The 15,996-nt window shown below is 68.7% G+C and carries 17 protein-coding genes, 1 tRNA gene, 1 pseudogene and 1 riboswitch; of the genes and pseudogenes, 9 read left to right on the forward strand and 10 right to left on the reverse strand.

The genetic code is table 11. The features are described from left to right. Positions 1–88 precede the first annotated feature (88 nt). Complete coding sequence (locus V5F74_RS14905) at positions 89–553, forward strand: SAM-dependent methyltransferase (protein ID WP_394008835.1); 465 nt, start codon at positions 89–91, stop codon at positions 551–553. A 187-nt stretch (positions 554–740) separates the two neighbouring features. Here the strand turns inward: V5F74_RS14905 and V5F74_RS14910 are convergent, their stop codons facing one another. Continuing rightward, complete coding sequence (locus tag V5F74_RS14910; protein ID WP_394008837.1) at positions 741–1,604, reverse strand: MBL fold metallo-hydrolase; 864 nt, start codon at positions 1,602–1,604, stop codon at positions 741–743. Positions 1,605–2,035: 431 nt separating this feature from the next. Then, positions 2,036–2,113, reverse strand: a tRNA-Pro gene (locus V5F74_RS14915). 262 nt (positions 2,114–2,375) lie between these two features. Here V5F74_RS14915 and V5F74_RS14920 point away from each other — a divergent pair. Beyond that, complete coding sequence (locus V5F74_RS14920; RefSeq protein ID WP_024279021.1) at positions 2,376–2,735, forward strand: septal ring lytic transglycosylase RlpA family protein; 360 nt, start codon at positions 2,376–2,378, stop codon at positions 2,733–2,735. Positions 2,736–5,050: 2,315 nt separating this feature from the next. Here the strand turns inward: V5F74_RS14920 and V5F74_RS14925 are convergent. The 6 genes and pseudogenes from V5F74_RS14925 to V5F74_RS14950 form a co-directional block, all read right to left on the reverse strand. Next, a pseudogene (locus V5F74_RS14925) lies at positions 5,051–5,329 on the reverse strand (MerR family transcriptional regulator); the annotation flags it as partial. A 159-nt stretch (positions 5,330–5,488) separates the two neighbouring features. Beyond that, on the reverse strand, positions 5,489–5,806 hold the full coding sequence (locus V5F74_RS14930; RefSeq protein ID WP_024279023.1) for an integration host factor subunit alpha: 318 nt from the start codon (positions 5,804–5,806) through the stop codon (positions 5,489–5,491). A gap of 208 nt (positions 5,807–6,014) precedes the next feature. Further along, a complete protein-coding gene (locus V5F74_RS14935; protein WP_029558531.1) occupies positions 6,015–6,989 on the reverse strand; it encodes a beta-ketoacyl-ACP synthase III in 975 nt (324 codons plus the stop codon). Further along, positions 6,986–8,056: a phosphate acyltransferase PlsX gene (gene plsX, locus V5F74_RS14940; RefSeq protein WP_024279025.1), complete on the reverse strand. Its 1,071-nt coding sequence runs from the start codon at positions 8,054–8,056 to the stop codon at positions 6,986–6,988. Before plsX ends, V5F74_RS14935 begins: the two co-directional genes overlap by 4 nt. 172 nt (positions 8,057–8,228) lie before the next feature. Beyond that, a complete protein-coding gene (locus V5F74_RS14945; protein ID WP_024279026.1) occupies positions 8,229–8,735 on the reverse strand; it encodes a YceD family protein in 507 nt (168 codons plus the stop codon). After that, positions 8,732–9,295: a ubiquinol-cytochrome C chaperone family protein gene (locus V5F74_RS14950; RefSeq protein ID WP_374251906.1), complete on the reverse strand. Its 564-nt coding sequence runs from the start codon at positions 9,293–9,295 to the stop codon at positions 8,732–8,734. Before V5F74_RS14950 ends, V5F74_RS14945 begins: the two co-directional genes overlap by 4 nt. A 236-nt stretch (positions 9,296–9,531) precedes the next feature. On the opposite strand from V5F74_RS14950, the gene V5F74_RS14955 reads away from it, so the two are divergent. From V5F74_RS14955 to V5F74_RS14975, 5 genes are all read left to right on the forward strand, one after another. After that, positions 9,532–9,951 carry an outer membrane protein assembly factor BamE gene (locus V5F74_RS14955; RefSeq protein ID WP_081837858.1) on the forward strand — a complete coding sequence of 140 codons (420 nt, stop codon included), beginning with the start codon at positions 9,532–9,534 and terminating at the stop codon, positions 9,949–9,951. A gap of 160 nt (positions 9,952–10,111) precedes the next feature. After that, positions 10,112–10,900 carry an adenosylcobinamide-GDP ribazoletransferase gene (cobS, locus tag V5F74_RS14960; RefSeq protein ID WP_394008840.1) on the forward strand — a complete coding sequence of 263 codons (789 nt, stop codon included), beginning with the start codon at positions 10,112–10,114 and terminating at the stop codon, positions 10,898–10,900. 60 nt (positions 10,901–10,960) lie between these two features. Further along, on the forward strand, positions 10,961–11,197 hold the full coding sequence (locus V5F74_RS14965) for a DUF1289 domain-containing protein (protein ID WP_284145531.1): 237 nt from the start codon (positions 10,961–10,963) through the stop codon (positions 11,195–11,197). A 6-nt stretch (positions 11,198–11,203) separates the two neighbouring features. After that, the gene (locus V5F74_RS14970) at positions 11,204–11,920 is read left to right on the forward strand and encodes a retropepsin-like aspartic protease family protein (RefSeq protein ID WP_394008842.1); all 717 of its coding nucleotides are present in this window, start codon (positions 11,204–11,206) and stop codon (positions 11,918–11,920) included. 68 nt (positions 11,921–11,988) lie between these two features. Next, positions 11,989–12,900 carry a cation transporter gene (locus V5F74_RS14975; protein ID WP_394008844.1) on the forward strand — a complete coding sequence of 304 codons (912 nt, stop codon included), beginning with the start codon at positions 11,989–11,991 and terminating at the stop codon, positions 12,898–12,900. 49 nt (positions 12,901–12,949) lie between these two features. Here V5F74_RS14975 and V5F74_RS14980 read toward each other — a convergent pair whose 3' ends face one another. Beyond that, on the reverse strand, positions 12,950–13,786 hold the full coding sequence (locus V5F74_RS14980; RefSeq protein ID WP_394008846.1) for an aldo/keto reductase: 837 nt from the start codon (positions 13,784–13,786) through the stop codon (positions 12,950–12,952). 147 nt (positions 13,787–13,933) lie between these two features. On the opposite strand from V5F74_RS14980, the gene V5F74_RS14985 reads away from it, so the two are divergent. Continuing rightward, positions 13,934–14,311 (forward strand): hypothetical protein, encoded by a 378-nt coding sequence (locus V5F74_RS14985; RefSeq protein ID WP_374251903.1) that lies wholly within the window; start codon positions 13,934–13,936, stop codon positions 14,309–14,311. A 77-nt stretch (positions 14,312–14,388) separates the two neighbouring features. Continuing rightward, the gene (locus V5F74_RS14990) at positions 14,389–14,958 is read left to right on the forward strand and encodes a DUF983 domain-containing protein (protein WP_394008848.1); all 570 of its coding nucleotides are present in this window, start codon (positions 14,389–14,391) and stop codon (positions 14,956–14,958) included. 60 nt (positions 14,959–15,018) lie between these two features. On the opposite strand, the gene V5F74_RS14995 is transcribed toward V5F74_RS14990, so the two are convergent. Further along, on the reverse strand, positions 15,019–15,702 hold the full coding sequence (locus tag V5F74_RS14995; protein ID WP_374251901.1) for an energy-coupling factor ABC transporter permease: 684 nt from the start codon (positions 15,700–15,702) through the stop codon (positions 15,019–15,021). Between the two features lie 37 nt (positions 15,703–15,739). Beyond that, a riboswitch (cobalamin riboswitch) is annotated at positions 15,740–15,981 on the reverse strand. Between the last annotated feature and the right edge of the window lie 15 nt (positions 15,982–15,996).

The following is a 15,996-nucleotide window of genomic DNA, read 5'->3' on the forward strand; positions in this document are numbered from 1 at the left end:
GGGCACGCCGCGCGCGACTGCGCCCGATGCCGCCTTTGAGCCCAGGGCTGCGACGCCTATGCTGTCGGCGTCCAACGGATTCCCGCCCATGATCGAAATCGCGCCCGCCGGCCCCATCGACGACGACATCCGGCCCGGCGAGACGAGCGTCGCGCTGCCGGAGCGCTTCGACGCGGGGCTCTATTTCATCGGCCGCATCCGCACGCCGTGGACGGTGCGCGGGACCTGTCCGCGCCGCGGCGATCCGGAGGAGGGGCCGGTCTGCACGCTGGAGATCGATCCGCGCTGGGCGGACGCGCTGACGGGCGTCGCCGACTGCCCGCGCCTTCAGGTGCTCTACTGGATGGACCGGGCGCGGCGCGACCTCGTTCTCCAGACCCCGCGAGACGGCAGCACCCGCGGCACCTTCGCGCTGCGCTCGCCGGTGCGGCCGAACCCCATCGCGTCCTCGGTGGTCACGCTCATGGGTGTGGAGGGGCTCAAGGTGATGGTGCGCGGCCTGGACTGCCTCGACGGCACGCCGCTGATCGATCTGAAGGTACAGCACGCGTGAGGCGGGGCGATCGCGTCTCCCCTGAAAACAATAATCGCAGAAGAGATATTATGGAATTTAAAGAGTGAGGGGCAACCTTCGCTGCGCCGGGCACCACGGTTCGGTGTCGCCGAAATTCACAATTTTATCCATTTATGACAGCGACTTACGTGAGGATTCAAAAGTAACGCCCGAGTCGTGCGGGCGGCTAGCCTGCCGCCCCAGTCCGTTCGTGGACGACCGCGCCGCTTCGGATGCCTGACGTGAACTGCATGCCGTCATAGGCAGGAATCACCCCCTCCGGCAGGCGCGCCGCCAGGGTGGAATAATCGAGGTCCGTGTGCAGGTTGGTCAGGATCGCGAGATCGGGCTTGAGCAGCGCCACATGATCCAGCGCTTCCTGAAGTGTGAAATGCGAGGGGTGCGGCGCCTCCCGCAGGGCGTCGATGATCCAGACGTCGAGATTGTGCAGATGCATCAGGCTGTTTTCGGGAAACCCGTTCACGTCGCTTGAATAGGCCACGCCGCCGAACCGGAAGCCGAAGGCGTCGATGTCGCCGTGCCGCTGGCGGAACGGCAGCGCCGCGATCGGGCCGCCCGCGCCATCGATGACGATCTCGCGGCCTTCCCGATACCGATGGTCGTTCAGGATCGGCGGATAGGCGCTGCCCGGGGGCGTAGCGAAGCAATAGCCGAAGCGCTGATGCAGGATGCGGGCGGTATCTTCGTCCGCATAGATGTCGACCCGCTTGCGGTTGTGAATGGCCAGTGGCCGCAGATCATCGATCCCGTGGGTGTGGTCCGCGTGCTCGTGGGTGAACAGCACGGCGTCCAGATGGGTCACGTTCACGCCGAGCAATTGCTCCCGCAGGTCCGGCGAAGCATCGACGAGAACGCTGGTTTTGCCGCCCGGCCCGACGCGCTCCACCAGCATGGAGCAACGGCGGCGGCGATTGCGCGGATTGGTGGGATCGCAGGCGCCCCACCCCTGCCCCACCCGCGGCACGCCGCCCGAGGAGCCGCAGCCGAGGATGGTGAAGGTCAGGGTCGCGGCGTCGCTGGAGGGGGGCATCACGTCTCTCCCGGCGGCCGGGATCGCCCGGCGCAGAATCTGCCGCAGGGTGCTCCAAATCGCGCCCGGAGTCACACCGCACCACCTTGTAGGGCGGCGTTTTCATCGTGACTGAAGCGGTCCTTGGCCCCGAAGGCCCGCGGGCCTGCCGCCGCACCGACCCTGCAGGGTTGAATGAGGTTCCGGCAAAAAATCTTACGTCAGCAAAGAGATGCGAATCGCGATTCGCCTGAAGCATCAGGTGAACAATGGGCGGCGCCCGGTGCAGGCGCGCAGCCGGCAGCCGCCGCCGCGCGCGTCAACAGCTCCCCCATTCGGGGGCTCAGCAATTGCGACAGGAGGGAGAAAAAAGGCCGAGCTAGAAGGCGGCTCAAGCCCAAGCATCACACAGATCGCAAATGGGATGGGATACTGCGAATGCCGGGATGGAATGGTCGGAGCGAGAGGATTTGAACCTCCGACCCCTAGTCCCCCAGACTAGTGCGCTAACCGGGCTGCGCTACGCTCCGACGTGGAGGGGAGGCTTAGACCATCACCGGGGCCCCGACAAGCCCCTCCCGAACCGAATGTGCAAAGCGCGCGCCGCTCTCCCCAGGGATCATTCAAACGGGATAAAGATACCACCGTAGGCTGCGCTATTCGATGTCACATCGCGGCGAGATTGTGGCAGAGGAGAACGAATCGCCACTCTTTCGCCGGCGAACCGTGTCAATGTGGCCTGATTGCGCGGTCATTCGGCGATCTTCCTCAACAACACGGAAGATTGAACGGATGAAGATACGTGTGGTCCTGTCCTGCGCCGCCCTGTCCCTGCCGGCCTCCATGGCCGTTCCGAACATGGCGAACGCGGACACCTCCACCGGCATCGCCTCCTACTATTGGCAAGGCCGCAGCACCGCGAGTGGTGAACGTTTCAACCCGACGGCCTACACGGCCGCCCATCGTTCCCTGCCCTTCGGCACCAAGGTGCGTGTCACCAATCTTCGCAATGGAAAAGCCGTCGTGGTCCGCATCAACGATCGCGGGCCGTTCGTCCGTGGCCGGGTGATCGACGTGTCCAAGGCGGCCGCGTCGGAGCTCGGCTTTACCGGCTCTGGCGTCACCCGCGTTTCCCTCTCCGTCGTCGAGTGACCGGACGGATTTGAAGGCAAGGCCGGGCGTGCCTGGGGATCGCCTCGCGCCCGTCCTTGCCCGACCCCGATGATGGCTGGTCAGTCGGCCGCTCTGGCCTCGCCCCGCCGTCCGGTCAGCCCTTCCATCAGCCGACGGCATTCCCCCAGCTCATAGAGTGCCGACTGCATCCGGTGCACGTCGTCGCGGGAGAGCACCGGGGCCGCCATGGGCGGCTGGCCCACCACGCGCGGCTCCGACCGAAGATGCGGCGGCAGATACTGTTCCGGCGGGCCGGGGCGCAAAGGCTCACGGGGGAGCCTCTGGCTCGGCTCCGCCTGCGGGCTGACGACAACCTCCTCGGCCGCCGGCCGCGTCGGTTGAACCGACGCCGCTTGGGCCTGCGCGGGTGCGGCAGGCTGAGGTGCTAAGCCCCGGCTGGCCATGCGCTCGGCCAGAAGCCGTTGTTCGGACTCCGGCATGGGAAACCCGCCCTCGCCTTCTTCGCTGATGGGGCCGATGAGCGGCCCGACGCGCGTGGCGCGGGGAAGGGCCTGCGGGGCGCCCTCGCCCCATTCCTCGTCGATCGCGCGGCGCATGGCCTCGCCCTGCCAACTGCCCGGCGACCGGGGCAGGCGGGCCGACACCTCTCCCGGACCGTACGATTCCGTTGGGTAGGGTTCACGCCTCATGGGGTGTTCCGCGCCTGCGCGTGGCGCAGGGGCGGGTGCGACGCCTAGCGACGGCTCGCGCCGCGCCTCACTGGCGCGCGGGTCCGGCCGGCGTGGGCGGTCCATGGGCCGCTCGAAGGCACGCCGGTCCGACGGCCGATCGGCGTAACGATCCTCGGACCGATCATGGGGCCGATCCTGGTCGTTCATGGAATACTCCGGCTCGGCGGCTCTCGGGTTCGGTCGGTAAGGGGCGGGCGCCTCGGCAGGCAATGGCGCGGCCTGGGGCCATTCGTCATCGGCCGGACGGGCGGAGGGGGCATGGAATGCGCGGGGCGGTTCGGAAGGTGCGTCAGCCGCCCAGCGGCCGTCGTCCCGCCACGCCTCGTCCCCCCGATCCTCGTCCTGACGGTCCCTGGCCTGCCAGTCGATGCCCCGATCGGCGTCCGAGGCTGTCGGTTCAACGGTCGCGCTTTCCACCCAATCGGTCTGGCGCCAATCGCCGTCACGCAGCAGCCGGCCCTCGCGCGTATCGCGGTCACGCGGAGGGGGCGGCTCCGCCTCGAGCCAGTCGCGATTCTCGGCCGCCGGCCGCCGGGCGTGGCGGGGGATGAAATCCTCGGGCGGGCCCGGATATTCCTCCAGCTCACGGGACAAGGGCGCGGAGCGATCGGGGCGGTTTGGTTCCAGCGCGCGCGGGGCCTCGTCGCGGGCTTCGGGCCGAGCGTCGTAGCGAGCGTCGTACTCGGGGATTTCATGCGGGCGCGGCGGACGTCGATCCTGCGCTTTGAGGCGGCGGATGCGGTCCTCGATGGGCTCGGACACCTGCGGTGCAGGCGGAAAATCATCCAGGAACGGCAGCAGCGGGTCGTCGAGCTCGGGCGAATGGGGCGCCTGATCGTCGGCCGGCATGGCGAGACGCGACGCCGGCCCGCGGCTCGGCCGCTGCATGGGGCGCAGCTGAGGCTCGAGCCGTTCGCCCGGATGCCCCTCCGGCGCGGCCCGGCGGGGCGGAGGCGGCTCCGCGCGTCGGCTCGCCATCTGGTCCGCCTCAATGTCCGCGTGGGAACGATCGCGACGCATATGACGCTCGGCGCCCGGTTCCAGCCGCGGTTCCAATCCCGGATCACTCCGACGCATCGGAGCGGCGTCGCGATCCATATCCGCATCGTGCCGCGGGACCGAGCGCCGGGCGGGAAAGTCGTCCGCCTCGTTCCGGGCCGCCTCGAACGAGGGCTCGCGGCGGTCGTCCTCTGCGGGGCGACGGCGGTCCGGGGGAGCCTTGTCGCGATCAGGCGCGCGGCTCGATCCGTCGAATTCGGGTTTGTCGCGAAGCGGCTGATTGCGCAGGGGCATTTCCCGCTGCGGGGCATCGAATGCGGGATCGAGCCGCTCCGAGCGGCCGCCACGGGCGCTGCCTTCACGCAGGGGCCTCGGGGGGGCGGCTGGCTCGGAGGCCAGATCCCGGTCGGCCTCGGCATCGGGGAAGGGGAGCGGCAGCTCGGCGCTTTCGGGCAGCTCGGGAAGGACATCCTCCTCCCCTCCCCGCCCCTTGCCGCGCCGGCGTGGCAGCAGACCGAGCAGGCCGCCAAACGTCACGCCCTCCCCGCCTGCGGCGCGGGCCGGACGCGCGGAGCGCATGGAGGCCACCTCGCGCTCGATGCCGAGATCCTGGACGTAACGCACGCCCTGGTCCTTCAGCACGCGCTGGGCGCCCTTGATGGTGAAACCGTCGGTGTAGAGCAGGTGGCGGATGCCGCGCAGGAGGTCCACGTCCTCCGGCCGGTAGAATCGCCGGCCGCCGGCGCGCTTCACCGGCTTGATCTGGGTGAAGCGGCTTTCCCAGAAGCGCAGGACGTGCTGCGGGAGCTCAAGCTCGTCCGCGACCTCGCTGATGGTCCGGAAGGCGTCCGGAGCTTTCTCCGTCTCGCGCGCGTCGCCCACCTTGTCTCCCGCTTCGTTCGACCGAATCGCCCAGAGCCCGTGCGGGAATCATAGGTGCGATTGGCGCATGCGGAAAGGCGGACAAGCCACGGCAAGGGCTTGTCCCCGGTTGTTCGCGCGATCGGTTACGAAATCCTGTCCACGGGCAGGCGACGGGGATCAGTCCTCGTCGGCGCCGTCCGGCTCGGTGCCGTTGATGCGGTGCTTCAGAATGCTCGAGGGCTTGAACACCATGACCCGGCGGGGCTCGATGGGCACTTCCTGGCCGGTCTTGGGATTGCGCCCGATGCGCTCGCCCTTGTCGCGCACGACAAAGGAACCGAACGAAGACAGCTTGACCGTCTCGCCGCGGGCGAGGCAGTCCGCAATCTCCTTCAGAACCATCTCGACGAGCTGGGCAGACTCGGTGCGAGAAAGTCCAACCTGCTGATAGACGGCCTCACACAGATCCGCCCGCGTTACGGTCCGACCAGCCATATGTCTCCCCGACCCCTGAAAGCGCGCTCGGACCGGCCGCCAACGCCCTGCGACCGCCCAGCCTTGCAAACGCAGCAATTCTTAACAGTTGAGGCTGCACGAATGTGACGGATACGACGCCGCACCTCCCACAGACCCCAGCGCCTGCGGGCAACGGCGTCCGGCAAACTAGCCGCGCCAGCCGAGCAAGGTCAACGCATTATGTGGTCTACCAGCGGATCAGTGCCGACCCCCAGGTGAATCCGCCGCCCATTGCCTCGAGCAACACCAGATCACCTTTGGTAATCCGCCCATCCCGCACTGCGACATCAAGTGCCAGGGGGATGGAGGCCGCGGAGGTGTTTCCGTGGAGATCCACGGTCGTCACCACCTTTTCCGGTGCAATGCCCAGCTTCAGCGCGCTGGCGTCGATGATGCGGCGGTTCGCCTGATGGGGCACGAACCAGTCGATGCTGGCGGCGCTCTCGCCGGTGGCGGCGAAGGCGTCCTCGATCACGTCGGTGATCATGCCCACCGCGTGCTTGAACACTTCCTTGCCTTCCATGCGCAGATGGCCGGCCGTGCCCGTGGTAGACGGCCCGCCGTCCACATAGAGCTTGGCGCGATGGCGGCCATCCGAGCGCAGATGGGACGTCAGGAGACCGGAATCGCCGGCTGTCGCCGCGTCCACGCCTTCGAGCACGAGCGCGCCGGCGCCGTCGCCGAACAGGACGCAGGTGCCGCGATCCTCCCAATCGAGGATGCGCGAGAAGGTCTCGGCGCCGATCACCAGCGCCCGCTTGAAGGCGCCGGTCTTCAGATAGGCGTCGGCTGTGGCGAGGGCGAAGACGAAGCCGGAGCACACCGCCTGGACATCGAAGGCGGCGCCACGGGTGATGCCAAGCTCGGCCTGTACCGTCACCGAGGTGGCCGGAAAGGTCAGATCTGGCGTCGCGGTGCCGAGGATGATCAGGTCGATGTCGGCGGCGGTGAGGCCGGACGCATCCAGCGCGCGCTGGGCCGCCTTGATGGCGAGGTGGGAGGTGAATTCACCTTCCGCAGCGATGTGCCGCTGGCGGATGCCGGTGCGCTGGACGATCCACTCGTCGGACGTGTCCATGCGCGACGCGAGCTCGGCGTTGCTGAGAACCCGCTCGGGAAGATAGGACCCGGTGCCCCGGGCGACGGACCTGATACCGCTCACGATTGTCCTTCCGCCCCTGCGGCCTCCGGCCGGCGCTCGGAAATCTCCGGAGGCCTGCGGCTGGTGAGGCTCTGTTCGATGTGCGCCAGCAATTGGTGGCGCACCATGTCATAGGCGAGGTCGACGGCGGCGGCGAAGCCCTCCGCGTCGGTGCCGCCGTGGCTCTTGATGACGACGCCGTTGAGGCCGAGGAACACGCCGCCATTGGCCCGGCGCGGGTCCATCTTCTCCTTCAGCACGCGGAAGGCGTCGCGCGCGAAGAGATAGCCGATCCTCGCCCGCAGCGTCCGGCTCATGGCCGAGCGCAGGTAGGAGGCGAGCTGCTTGGCCGTGCCCTCGGCGGTCTTCAAGGCGATGTTGCCGGAAAAGCCCTCGGTCACGACCACGTCCACCGTGCCGGCGCCGATGTCGTTGCCCTCGACGAAGCCGTGATAGTTCACCGACACCCCCTCCTCCCGGAGGATGCGAGCGGCTTCCTTCACTTCCTCGACGCCCTTGATCTCCTCGACGCCCACGTTGAGGAGGCCGACGGTCGGCTTCTCGATGTCGAACAGCACCCGCGCCATGGCCGAGCCCATAATCGCCATCTCGACGAGGCTCTTGGCGGTGGCGCCGATGGAGGCGCCCACGTCGAGCACCACCGTCTCGCCGCGCAACGTCGGCCAGATGGCGGCGATGGCGGGGCGGCTGATGCCCGGCATGGTGCGCAGGTTGAAATTGGCCATGGCCATCAGCGCGCCGGTGTTGCCGGCGGACACGGCAACGTCGGCCTCGTGGACCTTCACCGCGTCGATGGCCTTCCACATGGACGACTTGTAGCGGCCCCGGCGCAGCGCCTGGCTCGGCTTGTCGTCCATGCCGACCACAACGTCGGTGTGGATGATGCGGGACGCGGCAGCGAGCTTGGGGTGGCTCTTCAGAACCTCGCGGACCCGCGCCTCATCGCCATAGAGGAGGAAGCTTGTGTCGGGATGGCGCCCCAGCGAGATTTCCGCCCCGGCAAGGACCGTCTCGGGTCCATGGTCGCCGCCCATGGCGTCGACGGCGATGCGGACGGGTACGGTCATCTCCGGCGTAAATCCCTGCTTCGATCGAATGGCGGCGGGCTCTGCCCTGGCGGAAAAGGTGAGGGATCAGGAATCCCGGCAAGCATGTCCCGTCGTTACCGTCGCCGTTGCGGCGGGCGGACAATAGCGTGTCGCGGCGCCATCGCAACTGCTCCGGGGCGGCGAGGTGCGCTCACTCCTTGTCCTTCAGGCGCGAGAGTGCGGAGAAGGGCGAAATGGCGGGATCCTCCGCCGGCGGCTCGAACACCGCCCCGGGCTTGCGCGGGTAGGGATCGACGCCGAGGGCCAGGAACTCGCACACCAGCGCGCCCACATCGATCCGCCCGTCCACGATCTCGTCAGGCGGGTCGATCTCGTTCTCCTCGTCCTCTTCGGAGGGCTTGTAGGTGCCGGCGGGCGCGAAGTGGACGTCGATTTCCTCCTCGAGCGGCGCGTCGAACGCCTCCAGCGTCACCCCGCACGTCTGGCGGACAGTCGCCGTGAGTCGGCCCGAGACGCGCACGCCCTCCCTGCCTTCCGGAACCAGGTGAAGCGTCGCCAGGATCCCTTCGGCGTGGAGCACGCCCGCATAGCGCGCAAGCGCCGCCGTGGCGGCGGCATCGGGCGCGAGCTTCAGGTGAAGGCCGAGCGGCGGGAGGTCGGCGACGGAGATCATGTGGGAATAAGGAAGATCGCTCATTGTCCCGCCTCCGGAGCAGGCCTGAGTTGGGGCGCCGGCAGCACCAGCACGCCGCGGGCGAAGGTTTCAAAGGGCGTTGCCGCAAGGCTGTCCGCAGCGGCACGAACGTAGGCCGCGAAGGGGGCTGCTGTGGGCACCGTCTCTTCCGTACCGAGAACATTGCGGGCGAGAGCTTGCGCCAAAAGCGCGTTGCCGCGGTCGGCCAGTGCGGTATCATATGCCGCAACACGGCCGTAGAAGGCCTCGCCGATCTTCTTCATCTTCTTCGGCACGGTGAGGTCGCCGACGCCCAGCTCACGCATGGTGCTGTCCATGTCGGCGGCGAAGGCGTCGAAAATCTCCTGCGACATAGCGCGCGCGGTATCGTCGCCGTCCTTCAGGCGGTGGCAGACGAGCACGGTGTGGAGCACCACCATCTCGAAGCGTCCCTCCAGCGTATCGGGAACGCCGAAGTCGGTGTAGAACTCCGCCCGCCGCGACTGTGCCACGATCACGCCATACAGGCGCTCGATGGTCTCGCGGGACTTGGCACGCTTTGACGAGCGGAACAGGTTGAGCATTTCGGCTTCCGGGCCAAGGTCCGGCGAGGAGTTGAACGGGCAAGCGGCGTAACGCGCCCTCGCCCGCATGGCAAGGGGCGGTAGCCGAGGCGGCGCGCCGGGGCGCCGTTCACTGGACAAAAATGGGGATGCGTGTGGCGTCACGAGACAAGAGGCATGAACGCACGGGGAACGCGCCGACCACCAGGAACCGGAGGCTCGGCCTTGCGGGGACCGCCGCCCTTTTGCTCGCCGGGATGGCGCTCGCGGGCTGCGACCAGGTGATCGTGAACGGCACGGGCGGCCAGCTCTCCGGCGTCGTTCGCACCTATCAGCGCGGCTACGTGCTGGCCGATGGCGCGCTGGATCAGATCCCGGTCGGATCGAGCCAGGAACAGGTGCTGCTGGTGCTCGGCACGCCGTCCACCGTCGCAACGCTGAACGGCGACGCCTTCTTCTACATCTCCCAGACCCAGCAGCGCGTCGCCTTCCTGAAGCCGGAGATCACCGAGCAGAAGGTGCTCGCGGTCTATTTCGACAAGAACAAGCGCGTGACGCGCATCGCCCAGTACGGACTGAAGGACGGCAAGGTGTTCGACTTCGTGTCGCAGACCACGCCCACCAGCGGCGAGGAACTGAGCCTCATCCGCCAGATGATCGGCCTCATCACCTTCTGATCGGGGATTTGGGCAGGCCCGCCGTGCGCATCGCGTGCGCCGGGCCGTGACCTACGCGGGTCTTGACCTGCGCGGTACTTGACCTGCGCCGCAATTGGCGCTCCCAAAGGCGGCGGGGCCCCCGCCCCTTCGCAACGCCCGGAGCGACGAGCCCCAACCGATGGCCAGAACACTCGGACAGGACCTCGCCGCCGCGCTGCGCTTCTATTCCCGCCTGCCGCTGCCGGCGCGGGATGACACCGCCTTCGCGCCGCCCGACATCGACCGCATCGCTTATGCGATCCCCATCGCCGGTGCGGTGCTCGGCCTGATCGGGGCGCTGATCCTGATCCTCGCCATGGCCGTGAAGCTGCCGGCGTTCCTTGCCGCCGTGCTCGCGGTGACGGCGCTGGCGCTGGCCACCGGATGCTTCCACGAGGACGGGCTGGCCGACACCGCGGATGGGCTGGGCGGCGGCCGTGACCGTGCGCACAAGCTCGCCATCATGCGCGACAGCCGCATCGGCACCTATGGCGGGACCGCGCTCCTGCTGGGGCTGCTGCTGCGGATCGGCGCGCTGGAGGCGCTCGCCATGTCGGTCGGCCCGCTGCGCGCCGGCCTTGCCCTCATCGCCGGCGAAGCCGCCTCGCGCGCCGCCGGGGTGCTGCTCATCGCCGCTTTGCCCCCGGCCCGCACCGACGGCGCGGGCGCGTCCGTCGGCCGGCCCTCGGAAGCGGCGGCGCTGTCCTGTGCCCTGGTCGCCGCCCTCATCGTCTGCGTGCTGATGGTGGCGGCGTTCGGCATCGGCGCGGCCTTTGCCGGCCTGATCGGGCCGGTGCTGGCGCTGCTGGTGATGATGCGCCTGTCGAGCCGCCTCATCGGCGGGCAGACCGGCGACGTGGCGGGCGCCACCCAGCAGGTGGCGGTGATTGTGTTCCTCCTCGGCGTGCTTATCTTCGGCGGACGGTAGGCGAGCGGCGATTCCCGCCCCGCCTCAGCCGGAAGGAGCCGAGGGCCCGCCCGCGCAGCCATGACCGAGCCGTCAGAAACCCGGACCGTTTCCCGCACCGGCACCATCGTCACGCCCTGCATCAAGGTGTGTGCGGTGGAGCCCTTGAGCGGGCTGTGCATCGGCTGCGGGCGGACGCTGCGCGAGATCGGCGGCTGGGCCTCCTTCTCCCCGGATGCGCGCGACCGGATCATGGCCGTCCTCCCCGACCGTCTGGCGCGTCTCCGGCAGACGGCGCCGGACGCCTTCATGGAATAGGCCGCCATGCGCAGCGACCGTCTCCTCTGGCTCCTCCTGATCGGCCTGTTCGCCGGCGGCGTCATCCTCGCGGTGAACCACGAGCAGGGCGAAGTGGCGGGCATCGACATCAACAAGTTTGGCGCGCTGGTGGGGCAGCTTTCCATCGCCGTGTTCGTGGGCGCGGCGGCGTGGTCCATCATTCGCGGCCGGATCGCCGAATCGCTCATGGCCGCCGCCTTCTGGCTGGTGCTCGCGGTGCTGCTGGCCCTCGGCTACACCTATCGTGACCCCCTCGCCCAGGTCGGCCGCAAGGTGCTGGCCGAGGTCGCGCCGGGCTATGCGGTCAATCTCGCGCAGACCGGCACGAGCATTGTGGAGGTGACGCGCGGCGCGGGTGGCGACTTCGCGGTGCGCGCCGGCATCAACGGCTCCGGGGTGAGCATGCTGGTCGACACCGGAGCCTCCTCCGTCGTGCTGACCCACGAGGCGGCGCAGGCGGTGGGCCTGCCGGTGGATTTCCTGAAGTACGACGTACCCGTCGACACCGCCGCCGGCCGGACGCGCGCCGCCGCCGTGGTGCTGGACACCATGACCGTCGGCAGCATCGTCGAACGGCACGTGCCCGCCCTCGTCTCTCCCGCCGGCGCATTGCGCACCAGCCTCCTCGGCATGAGCTTCCTGTCGCGGCTGGACGCCTTCGAGTTCCGCGGCGACAAGCTCGTCATGCGTGGCGGAAAATGATTGTATTTCCGCCTCCTGCTCGTCTCGGTTAGGGTCGCGCGTTCCTCATGCCTGAACGGCGAAGCTTGATGCGCGTGCCCACAGCGACCGATCTCCAGAAGGAACGGGCGATCCTGTTCGCCATCCTTCTCGATTTCAGCGTTTTCGTGCCCTACCTCATCACCGTGTCGCGGATCGGTTCGCTGGCCATGCTGGCGGAACTCCTGCGCGGCGGCCTGCTGCTTCTGGTGGAAGGCCTCGCGCTGGTGACGCTGCGCGCCGCCCATCGCGGCCGCATGTATTTCTACGATTTCGGCATCGGCAAGCTCGAGCGCATGTTCGCGGCCGCCATCGGCGTGCTGCTGCTGCTCGCGGCGGTGTTCATCCTCATCAAGGTGATGGACTCGACCGAATCCGAGCCGCTGCCGCCATTCTGGGTGGCCGCCGCCCTGGGGCTTGTCGTCTACAACCTGTTCACGAATCTGGCGCCGCTGGTTCCGCTGTGGCGGGCGACGCGCGCGGGCACCTCTATCATCGTGCTCAGCCAGTTCCGCGCCCGCATCGCCAAGGCAGTCGCCTCGGTGACGGTCGTGGTGTGCGTCGCCCTCGACGTGCTGCTGCCGCATACCGAGGTGGGGCTGGCCGCCGACGATATCGGCGGGCTTATCGGCGCCGCCTTCATGCTGGCCATCGGCGGCGCCATGATCTCGGAAGCCCTGCCGGACCTTCTCGACCGGGCGCTGGCCGAGCCGCTCCAGATGAAGGTCAACGCCGCACTCGCCGCCTACTTCGATCGCTACGAGCAGCTCATCGGCGTTCGGACCCGCAAGTCCGGCAATGTCGCCCATGTGGAGATCACGGTGGGCTTTGCGCCCGGGCGCACCATCGCCGACGTCAGCTCGGTGACGCAGGGCCTGCGCCAGACACTGACCGCCGCCATACCCGACGCCGACGTGGTGGTCATCGCCGCGCCCTACGATCCGGACGCGCGAACGGCCTAGAGCATCTGCATTTTCACGCGAACCGGCATCCACTTCGCTTGAAAGTGCTTCAGAGCATCTCCAGCCCCACCTTGCGGCGCGGCGGGGGAAAGGCCTTGTCGATGGCGGCGAGGTCTTCGGCGTCCAGCACCAGATCGCGCGCGGCGGCATTCATCTCCACATGCTCGACGCGGCTCGCCTTGGGGATGGCGATGACGTCCCCGCTGCGCATCACCCAGGCGAGCGCCACCTGGAACGGGTCCACGCCGTGCTTCTTCGCCACGGCGCCCAGCGCCCCGCCACGCGGCAGGCGGGCCTGCTCGATGGGGCTGTAGGCCATGACCGGGATGCGCGCGGCCCGCATTTCCGGGAACAGGTCGAATTCCGGCCCGCGGCGGCCCGGGTTGTAGAGCACCTGGTTGGCAGCGCAGGCAGTGCCACCCTTGGTCGCGAGCAGTTCCTCCATGTCGTCCGTGTCGAGGTTGCTCACGCCCCAGAGGCGGATCTTGCCGGCTTTCTGGAGCGCCTCGAAGCCGGCGATGGTCTCGGACAGGGGATGGTTGCCGCGCCAGTGGAGGAGATAAAGGTCGATCACGTCGGTCTTCATCCGCTTCAGGCTGCGCTCGCAGGCGGCGGCGACGCCGGTCCGGCTGGCGTTGTGGGGATAGACCTTGCTGACGAGGAACACCTCGTCCCGACGCCCGGCAATGGCCTCCCCCACCACCTCCTCGGCACCGCCGTCGGCATACATCTCCGCCGTATCGATCAGGGTGAGGCCGAGGTCGATGCCGCGCTGCAAGGCCTTCGCCTCGGCGGAGCGGGCGGTGGAACGCTCGCCCATGTACCAGGTGCCCTGGCCGAGGGCGGGCACGGTCTCGCCATTGGGAAGGGTCACGGTCTTGGTCATGGGCGGTTCCTCGGGCTTCGTTCCGCTGGCTGGTCGCGGGCGACCATAACGGCTGCTTCAGGCAGGTCCAGAGCCGGCCTGCGGCAGGGAGACGCTGCGTAGATTCACGCGCTTGACCCCTTCTGCCGCGTTGCACACAAGCGGAGCATGGGCATCGGTTTGGGATTCAAGGGCTTGCGGGTGGCGGCTGCAGCACTTTTCGTGCTGGCGCAGCTGACGCTCGGGTTTGCCCATCAGCCTGTCGCCCTGCCCTCCTCCGAAGCACCGGTCGATCTTGCGGCCTATGCGCTGCCGGACGGCACGCTGCCGGACCTCTGCCTCAATGGCGCAGACACCGGAACGGTTCTCAAGGCCCATCCCTGCGACGCCTGTGTTCTGACCTCGGCGCCCGGCCTTGCCGTGGAGCCGCAACCCGCGCTCGCGGCGCCCGATGGCCGGCGCATCGCGCACCTCCCCGCGCGCTGCGAACGCCGGCCGGCCGAGCAAGCCCGCGGCGCCCAGGCGCGTGGCCCTCCCGTGACGTGACCCAAAGCTGAACCGGCGCGGGAGCCTCCCGACGCCTCCGGTCCCTGCCGCCCATGCGGCCCTTCGGGTTTTCGTTCATGTCAGACACGCAATCTCACGCGTCTTCGGAGGCGCTCGCGCGCGCCCGCGCCGCCATGTCGGCGGAATTCGGCACCGTCACCCGCACCGCGTTCGATCCGGCGCGCGGCGCGCCGCGGCGGCTCTATCACACCAACGGCTTCAACCCACCCCGCCCCATCGAGGCGGCGGCGCGGCGTGGCTGGTCCGGGCGTTGCCCGGCCTGCGGCGAAGGTGCCCTGTTCGGGCGCTGGATGCAGGTTTCGGACTCCTGCGCGCACTGCGGCGAGGCGCTGGGCCATGCCCGCGTGACCAATGCCGTGCCGGTCCTGGCAATCCCGCTGGCACTGCTGGCCGGATCACTGGTGGGCGGCATTCTGGAGCTTATCAGCGAGCTCCCGCTGGCGCTCGAGCTTGCGGCCAGCGAACTGGTGGCGGTGGCGGCCGCCTTCCATGTGCTGCCCCACGCCAAGGGCCTCGCCGTTGGCCTTGCCTGGGCGAACCATGTGGGCGGCTTCGATCCGCTCCGCCATCTGGTGCCGGACCCGGAAGCCCCAGCCGCCCTGCCCCCACAGGTCGAAGCCCCCTGAAACGCAGAACGCCGGCGGGAGCACCGCCGGCGTTCTGTTATCCGAGGGTTGCGGGCGCGATCAGGCCGCGTCGTAGAGCCGGCGCTCCAGCAGCGGGTTGCCGCCCTTGAAGGCGCCATGCAGCGCCTTCGCGGCCGCAAGCACCGCAAGGTCCACCAGCGGCTCGACGATGATGACGAGCATGTAGGCGCCACCAAAGGTCGCCACCGAGGCGATGTTCTCGGATGCGAAGCCCTGGCCATAGACGGCCCAGAACGCCACCCAGCCGACGATGCCGGCCTGATAGGTGGTGGAGAGCGCGAGCGCCTGCCCGTACTTCAGTTCCACATAGGGCGTGCCCGGCGCCACGATGCGGCGCGCGACGGCGGCGACGCCGAACAGCGGCACCAGCAGGGTCGTCACGTTCATCCCGTACTGGGGCAGGTCGAACGGCGCGAAGAACAGGCCCTGGACGAGCAGGCCGAAGGCGAGGCCAAGCGCCGCCGGAGCCGCGCCGAACATCAGGAACAGGGTCGAGCCGAGAATGAGGTGCACTTCCGAGACGCCCACCGGATAGTGCGGCAGCACCTCGAAGAAGCTGAACACCAGCGCGGTGGTGGCGAGGGTGCGGCCGGCCAGCGAGAGGACGCCGCGCTCGCGCGCCGCCTCATAGGCAAGCTTCAGGGCATAGCCGCCGGCGGCGGCCGCCGTGACATAGCTGAGGCCGATCTTGGCCCCGTCCACGAGTCCGGGTTCGATATGCATGCTGGTCTCCGTTGCCGTCTCACCCGACGGCCCGAGGGTTATCATCATGCGATCGGCCGGTCTCCTGACTCGCGGGTCTACGCTCACCCCCGCCTTCCCGGCCGGCCCTAGGGGCTGTGGCCAGTGGCATACTGGAAGATCGCTCGCCGCTCACAGTCGCGGGGGCGGTTGGGGCTTCGGGCCACCCCGGCGGATTTACGCGCAGGTTCAGGCCCTACCCCATTCCCGTTTCACTCCGGATGCCGTGGCAACCGGAGCACCGTTCGCACGTGCAGCAGGCACCGAACACCTCCG

It is taken from the genome of Xanthobacter aminoxidans (assembly GCF_043193615.1).
Lineage (GTDB): Bacteria > Pseudomonadota > Alphaproteobacteria > Rhizobiales > Xanthobacteraceae > Xanthobacter > Xanthobacter aminoxidans.